Origin of the sequence: Pseudomonas sp. (assembly GCF_035554175.1) — a bacterium.
Classification (GTDB): domain Bacteria; phylum Pseudomonadota; class Gammaproteobacteria; order Pseudomonadales; family Pseudomonadaceae; genus Aquipseudomonas.
In genome coordinates this window covers 1-13,549 of record NZ_DATMIV010000054.1, presented here as the reverse complement: position 1 = coordinate 13,549, position 13,549 = coordinate 1, and the positions used below count along the sequence as shown (strand labels likewise).

Genomic DNA, 13,549 nt, shown 5'->3' with positions numbered 1-13,549 from the left:
CTATATAGTCGTTTTCGACGGAGGGATGGCCCTGGCTGTTTTAGCGAGAGGCGTCCCCCGAGGTTCTATAAAAACAACAATCGGAGACCGATCTCATGAGCCAGGAATTGCGGCTTGTCCGGCGCATCACACTGAAACTGATTCCCTTCCTGATCCTGCTGTACCTGATCGCCTATGTGGATCGCTCCGCCGTCGGCTTCGCCAAGCTGCACATGGGCGCCGACATCGGCATCGGCGACGCCGCCTATGGCCTGGGCGCCGGGCTGTTTTTCATTGGTTACTTCCTGCTCGAGATTCCCAGCAACCTGATGCTCGAACGCTTCGGCGCGCGGCGCTGGTTCGCGCGGATCATGATCACCTGGGGCGCGATCACCATCGGCATGGCGTTCGTTCAGGGGCCGCACAGTTTCTATGTGATGCGCTTTCTGCTCGGTGCGGCCGAGGCGGGCTTCTTCCCCGGCGTTCTGTACTACATCACCCAGTGGTTTCCGGTGCGCCATCGCGGCAAGATCCTCGGGCTGTTCATCCTTTCGCAACCGATCGCGATGATGATCACCGGTCCTGTTTCCGGTGGCTTGCTGGGCATGGACGGCATCCTCGGCCTGCACGGCTGGCAGTGGCTGTTCATCGTCATCGGCACCCCGGCGATCCTGCTGACCTGGCCAGTGCTGCGCTGGCTGCCGGACGGTCCGCAGCAAGTGAAGTGGATGGATCAGGCGGAAAAAGACTGGCTGACCGGCGAACTGAAAAAAGATTTGCAGGAGTACGGCCAGACCCGTCACGGCAATCCGTTGCATGCGCTGAAAGACAAACGCGTGCTGCTGCTGGCGCTGTTCTATCTCCCGGTAACCCTGAGCATTTATGGCCTCGGCCTGTGGCTGCCGACGTTGATCAAACAGTTCGGCGGCAGCGACCTGGTGACCGGTTTCGTTTCTTCGGTGCCTTACATTTTCGGGATCATCGGCCTGCTGATCATTCCGCGCAGCTCCGATCGCTTGAACGATCGCTACGGCCATTTGGCGGTGCTGTATGTGCTCGGTGCGCTGGGCCTGTTCTTCAGCGCCTGGCTGTCGATGCCGGCAGCGCAACTGGCGGCGCTGTGCCTGGTCGCGTTCGCGTTGTTCTCCTGCACGGCAGTGTTCTGGACTTTGCCGGGCCGTTTCTTTGCAGGCGCGAGTGCAGCGGCGGGGATCGCCTTGATCAACTCGGTGGGCAACCTCGGCGGCTATATCGGGCCGTTCGTGATCGGCGCATTGAAGGAATACACCGGCAATCTGGCTTCTGGCCTGTATTTCCTCTCGGGCGTGATGGTGTTCGGCCTGATTCTGACGGGCGTGGTTTACCGTGCGCTGGAACGCAAGCATGTGCTGCCGGTTGAGCAGTTTGCCGCCAGTGCACGCGGCGCGACCCGAACCTGACTGACCAACACCGGCCCCTGTGGGAGCGAGCCTGCTCGCGAAGAGGCCATCACGTCCAGCATTGTGGGTGACTGATACACCGCTTTCGCAAGCGGGCTCGCTCCCACAAGGGATAGCGGCGTTTTTGATGGAAAAGGAGAACAACATGCATCTGGTTCAATTCGAATTAACCAACGGCGAGCGCCGTGTCGGCGTGGTCGATAACGCTCAGGTTCGTGAGGTGCAAGCTACACGCAGCGTGCGCGATCTGGCCCTCGCCGCGATCGAGGCCGGCAGCAGCCTTGAGCATCAAGTGCAGAGCCTCGGCCTCGGTGCCAGTCACGACTACGCGCAGTTGCTCAAAGACCTGCGCGTCCTGCCGCCACTGGATCACCCGGATCCGGCACACATGCTGGTCAGCGGCACCGGTCTGACTCACCTGGGCAGCGCTTCGGCCCGCGACAAGATGCACCAGCAGGCCGGTGACGAGGCGGCGATGACCGACACCATGCGCATCTTCAAATGGGGCGTGGAGGGCGGCAAACCGGCGGCGGGGCAGGCCGGTGTGCAACCGGAGTGGTTCTACAAGGGCGACGGCAGCATCGTCGTGCGTCCGGGGCAGCCGTTCCCGCTGCCGCCGTTTGCCGAAGACGCCGGCGAGGAACCGGAGATGGCCGGGCTGTACATCATCGGCAACGACGGCAAGCCGTATCGCCTTGGTTTTGCGGTGGGCAACGAGTTCTCCGACCACATCATGGAACGCAAGAATTACCTGTACCTCGCGCACTCGAAATTGCGCAGTTGCAGTTATGGCCCGGAACTTCGCACCGGTGAATTGCCTCAACACCTTGCCGGCACCAGTCGCATCCTGCGTGACGGCGAAGTGTTGTGGCAAAACGAGTTTCTCAGCGGCGAGGCCAACATGTGCCACAGCCTGGCGAACCTCGAATACCATCACTTCAAGTACCGTCAGTTCCTGCGTCCGGGCGACGTGCACATTCACTTTTTCGGCACTGCGACGCTGTCGTTTGCCGACGGCATCCGCACTCAACCGGGCGACACGTTCGAGATCAGCCAGGCCGAATTCGGCGCACCGCTGGTCAACGGCATCGTCCCGGTCGAAGCGGCTTTTGAACCGGACAGCATCGGCACCCTTTAAGGAGATCCCATGACTCAGATTCTCGGTCACAACTACATCGGCGGTCAGCGCAGCGCCGCCGGCACCGTCAAACTGCACTCGGTCGACGCCAGCACCGGCGAGGCCCTGCCGCACGATTTCATTCAGGCCACGACCGAAGAAGTCGACGCCGCCGCCAAAGCCGCCGCTGCGGCTTACCCGACTTACCGTAGCCTCAGCGCCGAACGTCGCGCGCAATTCCTCGACACGGTGGCGGATGAGCTGGACGCCCTTGGCGATGATTTCGTTGCCGTGGTCTGCCGTGAAACCGCGCTGCCGGCCGGGCGCATTCAGGGCGAGCGCGGTCGCACCAGCGGGCAGATGCGCCTGTTCGCCAAAGTCTTGCGTCGCGGTGATTTCTACGGCGCGCGGATCGATCTGCCGCTGCCCGATCGTCAGCCGCTGCCACGCCCGGATCTGCGCCAATACCGCATTGGCCTCGGCCCCGTTGCAGTGTTCGGCGCGAGCAACTTCCCGCTGGCGTTCTCCACCGCTGGCGGCGATACCGCAGCGGCGCTGGCCGCCGGTTGCCCGGTGGTGTTCAAGGCCCACAGCGGCCACATGGCCACCGCTGAGCTGGTCGCCGACGCGATCATTCGTGCGGCGGAAAAAACCGGCATGCCCGCCGGCGTGTTCAACATGATCTACGGTGGCGGCGTCGGCGAATGGCTGGTCAAGCATCCGGCGATTCAGGCGGTTGGCTTCACCGGCTCGCTCAAGGGCGGTCGCGCGCTGTGCGACATGGCCGCTGCCCGGCCGCAACCGATCCCGGTATTTGCCGAAATGTCGAGCATCAACCCGGTCATCGTCCTGCCGCAGGCACTCGCCGTGCGTTCGGAAACCGTCGCTCGCGATCTGACCGCATCGGTGGTGCAGGGCTGCGGTCAGTTCTGCACCAATCCGGGTCTGGTCATCGGCATTCGCTCGCCGCAGTTCAGCGCGTTTGTACAGCAAGTCGCCGCTGCAATCGGTGATCAGCCGGCGCAAACCATGCTCAACGCCGGCACCCTTGGCAGCTATGGCAAAGGTCTGGAAAAACTGCTGGGCCATTCCGGCATCGAACATCTGGCCGGCAACCCGCAGCAGGGCAATCAGGCGCAGCCGCAGTTGTTCAAGGCCGATGTCAGCCTGTTGATCAACGCTGACGAAGTGCTGCAGGAAGAGGTGTTCGGCCCCACCACAGTGATCGTTGAAGTGGCCGATCAGGCACAACTCAGCGCGGCGCTGCACGGTCTGCATGGTCAACTGACCGCGACGATCATTGGTGAGCCAGCGGACTTTGAGCAATTCGCCGAACTGACGCCGCTGCTGGAACAAAAGGTCGGGCGCATTCTGCTCAACGGTTATCCGACCGGTGTAGAGGTGTGCGATTCGATGGTGCACGGCGGGCCATATCCAGCCACGTCCGACGCGCGCGGTACGTCGGTGGGTACGCTGGCGATCGATCGCTTCCTGCGCCCGGTGTGCTTCCAGAACTACCCGGACAGCTTGCTGCCCGAGCCGCTGAAAAACGCCAACCCGCTGCGCATTCAGCGACTGGTCGATGGCAAGCCATCGCGTGAGGCGATCTAGCCAGCACCGCAATCTCCCGTGTAGGAGCTGCCGCAGGCTGCGATCTTTTGATTTTGCTTTTAAAAACAAGATCAAAAGATCGCAGCCTGCGGCAGCTCCTACACGGAGGGCAGGGCGCCATGAGCTATCATTGGCCCTTTCCCCCAAAGAAAGACTGTTTGCCATGACTGCCCAAACCCTTCTCAACGCCCTCGAACATTGCGGTATGGTCGAAATCGATGGCCTGCACGCCTTCGAATTGGCCCTCGACGAGGACGATAACCTGCACATCGAATGCATGATTGGCGGCGAAGCCAGGCACTGGGTATTCACCCCGGCGCAGGTCGCGGCGGCGACGTTCGATGAGACGCTGAAGAGCTGGCTGATCGTCGGTTACGCCAGCGACACCAAGACCACTGGCGAGCATCGCCTGGTGTGTCTCGACGACGTAGTCAGCAGCAGCGATGACGAGGAAGAATCTGATGAAAATGCGTAACTTCTGGCCTTTGCTGATGGCCGGTAGCGTCGGTGCGATGGGACTGTCCAGCGCCTCTGCCGAGACCTTGCAGTTGCTGGTCGGCTCGTATACCGCCGGTTCCAGCCAGGGCATCTATCGCATGCAATTCGACAGCGCCACCGGCCAGATCGACGCCAAGCCGCTGCAAGTGGTCAAGACTGAAAACCCATCGTGGCTGACCCTCTCGAAAGACCAGAAACGCCTGTTCGTGGTCAACGAAAACGGTCCGGGCCAGACCGATCCGGTCGGTCGCGTCAGCAGTTTCGCCATCGACCCGAAAACCCACGCGCTGAGTCTGATCAATCAAGTGCAGAGCCTGGGCAACGAGCCGACCCACTCCAGCCTCAGCGCTGATGCCAAACACCTGTTCGTCAGCAACTATTCGGTGATGCAAGACCCGGGCGGCACCCTGGCGGTATTGCCGGTGGATGCCGACGGCCAGCTGAAACCGGTGGTGCAGATGAGCGGGCACCCGGCCAGTCGGGTCAACCCTGAGCGCCAGGCTTCCAACCACGTGCACTCGACGGTGTCCTCGCCGGACGGCCGCTATGTGTTCTCCAATGACTTGGGCGCGGACAAGGTCTTCATCTATCAATACGACCCGAAAACCAATCCACACTTGCCGCTGACCCCGGCGAAAACCGCCTCGGTGGCGATGCCGGCCGGCAGTGGCCCGCGTCATCTGCTGTTCAGCGCCGACGGCAAACACGCCTGGCTGACCATGGAAATGAGCGCTCAGGTCGCGGCGTTCGACTACAACGATGGCGTGCTGACCCAAACGCAACTGGTCGATCTGGCAGCGGGCCAGCCGACCTCGGACAAGGCGGCCGCCGCGCTGCATGCGTCGGCCGATGGCAAGTTCCTCTACGTCAGCAATCGCGGCACGGCCAACCAACTGGTGGTGTTCAGCATCGACCCGGCGAGCGGTCAGCTCAAAGAGCTGCAGAAGCGCTCGGTCGATGGCGATCACCCACGCGAGTTTGCCCTCGATCCGAGCGGTAAATTCGTCTTGATCGCCAACCAGAAGAGCAACCAGATTGTCGTCGTCGAGCGCGATGCCAAGACCGGACTGCTGGGTAAAACCGTGCAAAAACTGCCGATCGACGCGCCAAGCGATCTGAAGTTTCTAGTGCGACAATGAGCCGCAGGCCCCGATTCGCGGGGCCTGCGCCGTTGTATTAATTGCACTGATAACGGCTAATGCTACAAAAGATTTCAAGCGAACAACCCTCGAGCGTTACGTTTGTTTCACAGCCCGACCGGGCAAACCAAGCAAACGCACACGAGGGTTACCGCCATGAACTTCAATCTCTTCTCCGTAATCGCCGCCTCCGCCATCTCCGCCACCGTGGTATTGCCAGCCAGTGCCAACGTCGAGATCAGCAGCAAGAAGTCCCATACCCAGAGCTACACCCAGAAATACCTGCAACAAAGCGCCAACTTCTACGCCGCACTGGATCATAAAACCCAAGCCTGAAATTCCGGTCTCCCTGTAGGAGCTGCCAAAGGCTGCGATCTCTTGATCTTGTTTTTTCAAAATCAAAAGATCGCAGCCTTCGGCAGCTCCTACACGTGTGCGTGCCATCCGGTTATAGGTTTCTTCAAACGGGCAAATAGAGCCGGTAAATAATCAACGAAGCTGATATGCACCATTGCAAACCCTGAGTGGTTGCCTCGGTTTTTTTGATTGATTCTGTGGCCATCGAAACCTTTGTCCACGGGAGAACACCATGGCCAGCGCAATCCTCACTTCTGCCAAACGCGGCGCCTACCTGGCCATCGGTCTGTACCTGGCCGTGGTGCTGATCGTCAGCATCGGCGCGCAAATGGAACACAGCTTCGACGCGCCGATCGACGTCGCCCACCCTGGCATCCAGTTCGAATTGCGCTCGCAAGGCGCAATGGTCGACAGAGCCGAGCTCGCAGGAGTCGGCGGCGCATGAAAGGCTACAGACTGTGGATCATCGCCAGCCTCGCGCTGATGACCAACGGCGCCACACTGCTGGGGTTTGGCCAAGGCTCGGTGGGCGGTCTGGCCCGCGCCATAGAGGCCAACCACAACATCGCGCATAACATTGAACGCGCCAACACACTGGGACTGATGGCCGGTAATCCACCGGTCAAGGCCGCAGTCGATTTTCTCGGGCCGTTTGAAGTGGATTGCATGGCACTGGGCATGTGCAACGCCTTGGCGTAAAAACGCGGACCATTGTGGCGAGGGAGCTTGCTCCCGCTGGGTTGCGAAGCAACCCCAAATCCTGCAGACACAGTATTTCTGATGCCCTGAACAGACCGCGACTGCTGCGCAGCCGAGCGGGAGCAAGCTCCCTCGCCACAGGTGTGGTGTGAGGCGAGATTCAGGGTCACTTCTTCATGATTGAAGTGAACAGTTCGGATTCGAGCAGGCGCTGTAACCATGCCTGCAAGCGAACATACGGCGTCTGCGCAAACCATTCGCGATCAACATGAGCGAATTGCCGGACGAAGGGCAGCAGGGCGATATCGGCGAGGCTCGGATGATCGGCCAGCAAGTCGTCACGACCTTCAAGCAGCTCATCCAGCTTCTGCAGGAACAACGCCCCTTCAGCCCGATAAACCTCCATCGGCTGCTCAGGGTAACGCTCGGCGTACTTGTAGCGATTCAAAGCTGTCTTGAACACCTGATCGTTAGCCTGAACAAGCTTTTCCAGCCGCATCGCCGCGAACGAGTCCCCAGCCAGCAACCAATCATCCGGATCATTCTGCGCCAACGCCCAGCGCATGATCTGCAGGCTCTCATCAATCACCACGCCATCGGCGTTCAGCACCGGCACCGTGCCCTTGGGCGAGAGCGCGAGCATCTCGGCCGGTTTGTTCTTCAGGCTGACTTCGACAATCTCCACCGGCACGCCTGAATAACGCAGCGCCATGCGCGCACGCATGGCGTAAGGGCAGCGGCGGAAAGAATACAGCGTGTTCATTTCACCTCCAGCGTGCTCAAACCATTGCCTTGGCGCCGCACTTGAATCTGCACCGGGATCCGCTCGTGCATTTCCTGTACGTGAGAAATCACCGCGACCTTGCGCCCCTGCGCCTGCAAGCCGTCGAGTGCATCCATGGCCAGTTGCAAGGACTCCGGATCGAGGCTGCCAAACCCTTCGTCGATAAACAGCGATTCGATTTTCAGCGTGCTCGACGCCATCGACGCCAGACCCAGCGCCAATGCCAGCGAAACCAGAAACGTCTCGCCGCCGGACAACGAATGCACCGAGCGCAGTTCATCGCCCATTTCCGTGTCCATCACCAGCAGCCCGAGCATGCTGCCGCCACGTTTGAGGCGATAGCGTTTGACCAGTTGGCGCAGCTGCGCGTTGGCGTGATGCACCAGTAGGTCAAGGTTGTAGGCCTGAGCGATCTTGCGGAAGGTGTCGCCGGTGGCCGAGCCGATCAGGGCACTGAGCCGCGCCCAGCGCTGATACTCGGCATAGGCATCGGCAATCTGCTGGGCCAGCGCCTGATTGGCGTTCTGCCGGCGCTGGTCTTCAAGCTGTTCGGCGCGCAGTTCGGCACATTGCTGCTCGCTGACGGCGAACTGTTTGTGCAATTCGGCGAGGGCGCTGTCGAGCTGTTCGGTGTCGAGGCTGCTGTCCTGCCGGGCCTGATGATCGAGCAGACGCTGATCGCGTTCCTGCAACAAGACCTGGGCCTGTTCGATGGCTTTTTCGTTTTGCTGAATGATTTGCCGCAGTTGGGCGACCTGCGCGTCGTCGAACCGCAATAACTCTTCGAGCCCACCGTCATCCAGTTCCGGATGGCTGGCGCGCCAATCGGCGATCCTGGCGGTGAGCGCTTTGTCCTCACCTTCCAGCGCCTGCAATCGTTCCTGCTGCGCCTTCAGCTCTGCGGCGATTTGCACGAGTTGCGTGCGCACGTTCTGCAATTCCTCAGCCGTGCTGGTTTCGGCGCTGCGTGCCTGACCCACGGCGTTTTCCAGCTGCTGTTGCCAGTGCTCGGCGCTGCTGTGTTCACCGAGCAGTTGCGCGAGTTTCGCCTGAGAACTTTGCTGCTGTTCGGTCAGGGTTTGCAATCGCTGCGCGGCGCTGTGCAGTTGCTGGCCGCGAATCTGTTGGCGATCCTGTTCTTTTTCCAGCGTCTGCTGGCGTTGCTGCTGTTCGCTGAGTTCTTCCTTTTGCTGCTCAAGCTGCGCCAGGCGCTCGGCGATCTGCCGGTCCAACTGCATGAACGTCGCTGCCGGCTCAACACGCAGGGCTTCAAGCGTGTCGGCGGGCAACAGCGGGCCGAACGCGCTGAGTTCTTCATCAAGGCGCTGACGATCGCCGTTGAGTTCATGCTGCTGATGGCTCAGCTGTTGCGCTGCCTGCTGGTGCGCCACTTCGGCCTGCCGCAATTGCTGCGACAGACGCGCCGCATCCTGCTGCAAGGTAAGCAGGGCGCTCTGGCGTTGTTCGTCCTGGGTGATGCTCTGGTTCAACTGCTCGTTCTGGCGGCTGAGCCAGGCGCCGCGTTTGTCAGCGTCCTGATTGAGCAGTTGCGCGGCCAGTGGATGCGCGTCAAGGCTTGAAGCCAGGGCTTGCTGCTGAGCGGCGAGTTGTTCCTGCTGTTGCAGCAACTCTTTCTGTTGCGCGATCACGCCACCGACTTCGCCGCGCAGCTCGATCAGTTTCTCCTTGAGCTGATCGACCACTTGCTGGGCGTTGGCCTGTTCGCTTTCATCATGACGGCCGAGACTTTGCAGCAGCGCCTCGGGCTGGTGATACGGATGCTCGTTGCTGCCGCAGACCGGGCAGGGCTGATCGTCCTGCAACTGCGCGCGCAACTCTTCGACACTGGCACTGCGCGCCAGCCGCTGACGCTCGAGCAGTTCGCGGGTGACGCTGAGGGTCTGCTCGGCCACGGTCAGTTCGGCTTTGGTTTTCACCCCGTCCTGGGTCAGGCGTTCACGTTGTTGCTGTGCGTCGAGCTGGCGTTGTTGCAAGTCCGCGCTGCGTTTGTCGAGATCCTGTTGAGCGGCCCACAGGCGCGACAGCTCTTCGATCGCACGCAGCTGTTTGCGGTTGTCCTGCAGCAATGTGCCGAGCAGGCCGATCTGTTCGGCGACCGCGTCGGGCTCGGCGCCGGCCTCTTTGAACAGCACTTCCAGTTGCTGTTTGTGCGAGGCCAGTTGTTCAGCACTGCGTGCGGCGTTGTGTTCAAGCGATGCGAGCTCGGTCTGGCCCTTGTTCAAGCGGTTACCGATCAGCATCAGTTGTTGCAGACGATCGCGGTAGGCGCTCCAGGCATCGCTCAACGGCGCCAGATGCGCACTCTGCTCAAGCCCGGCGGCGATGCGTTGCAAACGCTCGGCGACCTCAGCCTGTTTTTCCTGCAAGGCCTGAATCGCGTTTTGGCCATCCTTGAACGCTTGCTCGGCGGTCTGCCGGGCTTCGGCGCTGCTGGCGGTGTCCTTGATCAGGCGGGCGAGGGTGCTTTGCTCGTCGAATGCCTGACGCAACAGTGGTGCGTTTTCGCTCTGCTGCTGTTGCGCTTGGCCCAGGGCGATTTTTGCGGCGTCGAGGTTCTGCTCCAGTTGCGTCTGACGTTCGCTCAGCGCTGCGTGTTGTTGCGTGTGCGTGGCAATCTGCGTGGCCAGTGGCGTCAGCAGGGCATCGAGTTCGGCTTTACGCGCGAACTGATGGCGCTGCGGGCCGAGCTGCTCCAGGCGTGTCAGTTTCTCCCGCTCGCTGGCCAGTGCTTGCCATTGCTGTTGCGCTAGCTGAAGTTGTTCGCCGGCCGCTTGCTGCGCCTCCTGCAACAGGCGCAAGTCCTTGAGCCAGCCGTGCTGCTGCTCAAGCTGTTTGAGCTGCGCCTGTTGCGCCTTCATCTGTAGCTGCGCGGCGTTGAAACGCTCGTCCAGTTCGGCGCGGGCTTCAGGCGCCAACGGCGTTACGCCGGTAGCCTGATCCTGCAGCAGCTTGTGCGCTTCGCGGGCCTCTTTGGTCTTGTCGAAGGCGCGGCGGCCGAGGCGGGTGTACAGCGCGGTGTCGGTGAGCTTTTCCAGCAGTTCGCTGCGGTCGTTGTCGTCAGCCTTGAGGAAGGCGCTGAACTCGCTCTGCGCCAGCAGTACGGCGCGGGTGAACTGTTCGAAGTTCAGGCCCAGCGCGGCTTCCAGCTGGGTTTTGTATTCGCCTTTCTGGCTGGCCAGCAATTGGTCCTGATCGATATCGCGCAGACTCTGCCGGCTCGCTTGCAGCTTGCCGCCAGCCTTCTCACGAGCGCGGTTGGCTTCCCAGCGGGCCCGATAGCGACGGCCATCGACGCCGACAAAATCCACTTCCGCGTAGCCCTCGCCGGTGCCGCGCCGCAGCAAGGTGCGCGGATCGCCAGTGGCGATTTCACCGTCGGCGTCGGGCACTTTCGCATCGCGGCCAGTGTTGTTCAGGCGTGGCACAGCGCCGAATAACGCAAGGCACAACGCATCGAGCAAAGTACTTTTACCAGCGCCAGTCGGGCCAGTGATCGCAAACAGGCCGGCGCTGGCCAGCGGTTCGGCGGTGAAATCGATTTCGAACGGCCCGGCCAGCGAAGCTAGGTTCTTCAAGCGAATGGCAAGAATCTTCATGGCTGCTCGCCCTCCAGTTGCACGTCCTGCAGCAGTTCGGCGAAGTCCTTGAGCGTCTGTTCATCGACCTCGCTGCCGTAGTTGTCGAGCCAGGCGCGGCTGAACAATTCCTGCGGGGTGAGCTGGTCGAGTTCGATCAGCGTGCTGCCGTCATCGCTGCCATCGGCGCCCCGATTGCCGGCATATTCAGCAGCGATGCGCACCAGCCGCACGGCTTTGCCTTGCAGCGCAGTTTCCACCTGATGGCGCAAATCCGGTTGCGGTTCGTCGAGACGCACGCGCACCTCCAGCCATGGCTGGCGCTGGGTTTCGGCGAGCAGATCGATGTTCGGCAGGTCGGCCAGTTGCAGGAGGATCTCGGCCAGCGGCGCCGGGCCGATGCGCTGCAGATTGACCGAACGCGGAATCAGTTTCGGCTCGACGCTGACCAGCGTTTCACCATCAAGGACTACATCTAAAATCTGGTGCTGATAACCGATCTCCGAAAACGACAGCGGAATCGGCGAGCCGCTGTAGCGGATGCGCTCCTCGCCGTTGACCTTCTGCGGCTTGTGCAAATGGCCGAGGGCGACATAGCTGATGCTTTCGCCAAACAGGCTGGCGGGCAGGGCTTCGGCATTGCCGATGATCAGGCTGCGCTCGGAATCCTCCGACACCGAACCGCCGGCCATGTGCGCATGGCTGATAGCGATCAACGCCTGCCCGGGCTGACGCTTGGCATTCGCCGCCGCGATCAGCCACTCATGCACCTGACCGATGCCACGCAGATAGTTGTCGCCCAGATGCGCGCCAGTGACTTCCGCCGGGCGCAAAAACGGCAGCGCCAGACACCACGCGGCGATTTCGCCTTTGGCATCGGGCAGCGGCAGTAACAGGCGCTCGGCGTCGAGTTGGCCGTCATCCAGCCACAGCACCCGGCCCAACGCGTGAGTGCGCAAACGCCGCATCAACGGCGCCGGCAGTTCGATCCGCGAGCCGGAATCATGGTTGCCGGCGATCATCACAATGGTCAGCAGCGGCTGCTGTTCGTGAGCACTGACGATGAAATCGTAGAGGCGTTCCTGCGCTTTCACCGGCGGGTTAACCGTATCGAAGATGTCCCCGGCGATCAGCAGCACATCCGGCTGCGCCAGGTGCAACTGACGCAGCAGCCATTCGAGAAAACACGCGTGCTCGAAATCGCGCTCCTGGCCGTGCAGGTTTTGCCCAAGGTGCCAGTCGGAGGTGTGGAACAGACGCAAAGTGGACTCCGCAACAAATAAAGAGGTAGTGGCCGCGAGGGAGTGACAGGCGGCGAAAGAGAGGAGAGTTTACAGATTATTGCGGCCTGAGCGCTCGTTGCGCAGTCGGCAGGCGACTGTTGCCTTCGAATTTGAGCTGCACCGCTCATCGAAATCGATTTTTCAACGCATCCTTTAATTGACGCCAAAATAGTGGCCATCTAATATCGCGCCACTATTTTGATACTAGTGCGCTATTGCAGGGATGCCAGCGACTCTTTGCGCTCATCCGCGCCGCTTTCCTGCGGAGCATGGCACCTGATCAGACCGATTATTGCCCGTTGCAGGATCTTCTACATGGACGTTCGCCAGTACGCATTCCTCGCTCGCCAGCCTTCTGCCGTCGTGGCCAAACGCGAGCAGTTCCTCGGCATGCCCAAGCGCGGACTGGCCTTCCTGCTGGCGAACGTCATGTTCTGGCAACCGATGTGGGCGCAGGCCGACGGCATCGTTGTCGCCAACCCCAATACCACACTGGATCGTGCCGGCAACGGCGTGCCGATCATCAACATTGCCACGCCCAATGCCAGCGGGCTGTCGCATAACCAGTTCCACGATTACAACGTCGGTGCGCAGGGCGTCATCCTCAACAACGGCGCGACCCAGACCTCGAACACCCAGTTGGCCGGGCACGTCATCGGCAATCCGAACCTGAAGAACAGCGGGTCGGCGCAGGCGATCCTCAACGAAGTCATCAGCGGCAACCCGAGCCAGTTGCGCGGCTACACCGAAGTGGCCGGGCAGTCGGCGCGGGTCATCGTCGCCAACCCGTACGGCATCACCTGCAATGGCTGCGGTTTTATCAACGCGCCACGGGTGACGTTGACCACCGGCAAACCGGTGCTGGAAAACGGTCGGCTGGATCGTTTCCAGGTCGATCAGGGCAGTGTGGCCATCGAAGGCGCGGGCATCAACGCGACCAACATCGACCGCTTCGAAATCATCACCCGCAGCGCGAAAATCAACGCGCAGATTCAGGCGCAGAACCTGACCATCGTCGCCGGTCGCAACGACGTCAACGCCGACAGC

Annotated in this window: 12 protein-coding genes; 9 read left to right on the top strand and 3 right to left on the bottom strand. The window is 61.3% G+C overall.

Features of this window, described 5'->3' with window-relative positions; translation table 11 throughout:
• Window positions 1-95: 95 nt before the first annotated feature.
• The 8 genes from VNV36_RS24065 (at window position 96) to VNV36_RS24030 (ending at window position 6,839) form a co-directional block, all read left to right on the top strand.
• Window positions 96-1,418: an MFS transporter gene (locus VNV36_RS24065; RefSeq protein WP_325721283.1), complete on the top strand. Its 1,323-nt coding sequence runs from the start codon at window positions 96-98 to the stop codon at window positions 1,416-1,418.
• Window positions 1,419-1,563: 145 nt separating this feature from the next.
• Window positions 1,564-2,556 carry an AraD1 family protein gene (gene araD1 / locus VNV36_RS24060; RefSeq protein WP_325721281.1) on the top strand — a complete coding sequence of 331 codons (993 nt, stop codon included), beginning with the start codon at window positions 1,564-1,566 and terminating at the stop codon, window positions 2,554-2,556.
• A gap of 9 nt (window positions 2,557-2,565) precedes the next feature.
• The gene (locus tag VNV36_RS24055; RefSeq protein ID WP_325721279.1) at window positions 2,566-4,146 is read left to right on the top strand and encodes an aldehyde dehydrogenase (NADP(+)); all 1,581 of its coding nucleotides are present in this window, start codon (window positions 2,566-2,568) and stop codon (window positions 4,144-4,146) included.
• A 163-nt stretch (window positions 4,147-4,309) separates the two neighbouring features.
• The gene (locus tag VNV36_RS24050; RefSeq protein WP_325721277.1) at window positions 4,310-4,621 is read left to right on the top strand and encodes a DUF5629 family protein; all 312 of its coding nucleotides are present in this window, start codon (window positions 4,310-4,312) and stop codon (window positions 4,619-4,621) included.
• Entirely contained in the window at window positions 4,608-5,783 is a 1,176-nt protein-coding gene (locus tag VNV36_RS24045) for a lactonase family protein (protein ID WP_325721275.1), read from the top strand. Before VNV36_RS24050 ends, VNV36_RS24045 begins: the two co-directional genes overlap by 14 nt.
• 156 nt (window positions 5,784-5,939) lie before the next feature.
• Entirely contained in the window at window positions 5,940-6,119 is a 180-nt protein-coding gene (locus VNV36_RS24040) for a hypothetical protein (protein WP_325721273.1), read from the top strand.
• A gap of 253 nt (window positions 6,120-6,372) precedes the next feature.
• Window positions 6,373-6,585 (top strand): hypothetical protein, encoded by a 213-nt coding sequence (locus VNV36_RS24035; RefSeq protein WP_325721271.1) that lies wholly within the window; start codon window positions 6,373-6,375, stop codon window positions 6,583-6,585.
• Window positions 6,582-6,839, top strand: coding sequence for a hypothetical protein (locus VNV36_RS24030; RefSeq protein ID WP_325721269.1), 258 nt, complete (start codon window positions 6,582-6,584; stop codon window positions 6,837-6,839). Before VNV36_RS24035 ends, VNV36_RS24030 begins: the two co-directional genes overlap by 4 nt.
• A gap of 166 nt (window positions 6,840-7,005) precedes the next feature.
• On the opposite strand, the gene VNV36_RS24025 is transcribed toward VNV36_RS24030, so the two are convergent.
• The 3 genes from VNV36_RS24025 to VNV36_RS24015 are packed head-to-tail and all read right to left on the bottom strand — an operon-like array spanning window position 7,006 to window position 12,481.
• Window positions 7,006-7,602, bottom strand: a complete 597-nt coding sequence (locus tag VNV36_RS24025; RefSeq protein WP_325721267.1) for a glutathione S-transferase — start codon at window positions 7,600-7,602, stop codon at window positions 7,006-7,008.
• Window positions 7,599-11,240 (bottom strand): AAA family ATPase, encoded by a 3,642-nt coding sequence (locus tag VNV36_RS24020; protein WP_325721264.1) that lies wholly within the window; start codon window positions 11,238-11,240, stop codon window positions 7,599-7,601. Before VNV36_RS24020 ends, VNV36_RS24025 begins: the two co-directional genes overlap by 4 nt.
• Entirely contained in the window at window positions 11,237-12,481 is a 1,245-nt protein-coding gene (locus tag VNV36_RS24015) for an exonuclease SbcCD subunit D C-terminal domain-containing protein (RefSeq protein WP_325721262.1), read from the bottom strand. The genes VNV36_RS24020 and VNV36_RS24015 overlap by 4 nt, the downstream gene beginning before the upstream one ends.
• A 336-nt stretch (window positions 12,482-12,817) precedes the next feature.
• Between VNV36_RS24015 and VNV36_RS24010 the strand changes: the two genes are divergently transcribed.
• Window positions 12,818-13,549: filamentous hemagglutinin N-terminal domain-containing protein (locus VNV36_RS24010; RefSeq protein WP_325721260.1), on the top strand; the 732-nt coding region annotated here is incomplete at its 3' end.

Bases quoted from the DNA above. Each gene is read 5' to 3' on its own strand.
- VNV36_RS24065 (WP_325721283.1), top strand. From the start codon at position 96: ATGAGCCAGGAATTGCGGCTTGTCCGGCGCATCACACTGAAACTGATT.
- araD1 (WP_325721281.1), top strand. From the start codon at position 1,564: ATGCATCTGGTTCAATTCGAATTAACCAACGGCGAGCGCCGTGTCGGC.
- VNV36_RS24055 (WP_325721279.1), top strand. From the start codon at position 2,566: ATGACTCAGATTCTCGGTCACAACTACATCGGCGGTCAGCGCAGCGCC.
- VNV36_RS24050 (WP_325721277.1), top strand. From the start codon at position 4,310: ATGACTGCCCAAACCCTTCTCAACGCCCTCGAACATTGCGGTATGGTC.
- VNV36_RS24045 (WP_325721275.1), top strand. From the start codon at position 4,608: ATGAAAATGCGTAACTTCTGGCCTTTGCTGATGGCCGGTAGCGTCGGT.
- VNV36_RS24040 (WP_325721273.1), top strand. From the start codon at position 5,940: ATGAACTTCAATCTCTTCTCCGTAATCGCCGCCTCCGCCATCTCCGCC.
- VNV36_RS24035 (WP_325721271.1), top strand. From the start codon at position 6,373: ATGGCCAGCGCAATCCTCACTTCTGCCAAACGCGGCGCCTACCTGGCC.
- VNV36_RS24030 (WP_325721269.1), top strand. From the start codon at position 6,582: ATGAAAGGCTACAGACTGTGGATCATCGCCAGCCTCGCGCTGATGACC.
- VNV36_RS24025 (WP_325721267.1), bottom strand. From the start codon at position 7,602: ATGAACACGCTGTATTCTTTCCGCCGCTGCCCTTACGCCATGCGTGCG.
- VNV36_RS24020 (WP_325721264.1), bottom strand. From the start codon at position 11,240: ATGAAGATTCTTGCCATTCGCTTGAAGAACCTAGCTTCGCTGGCCGGG.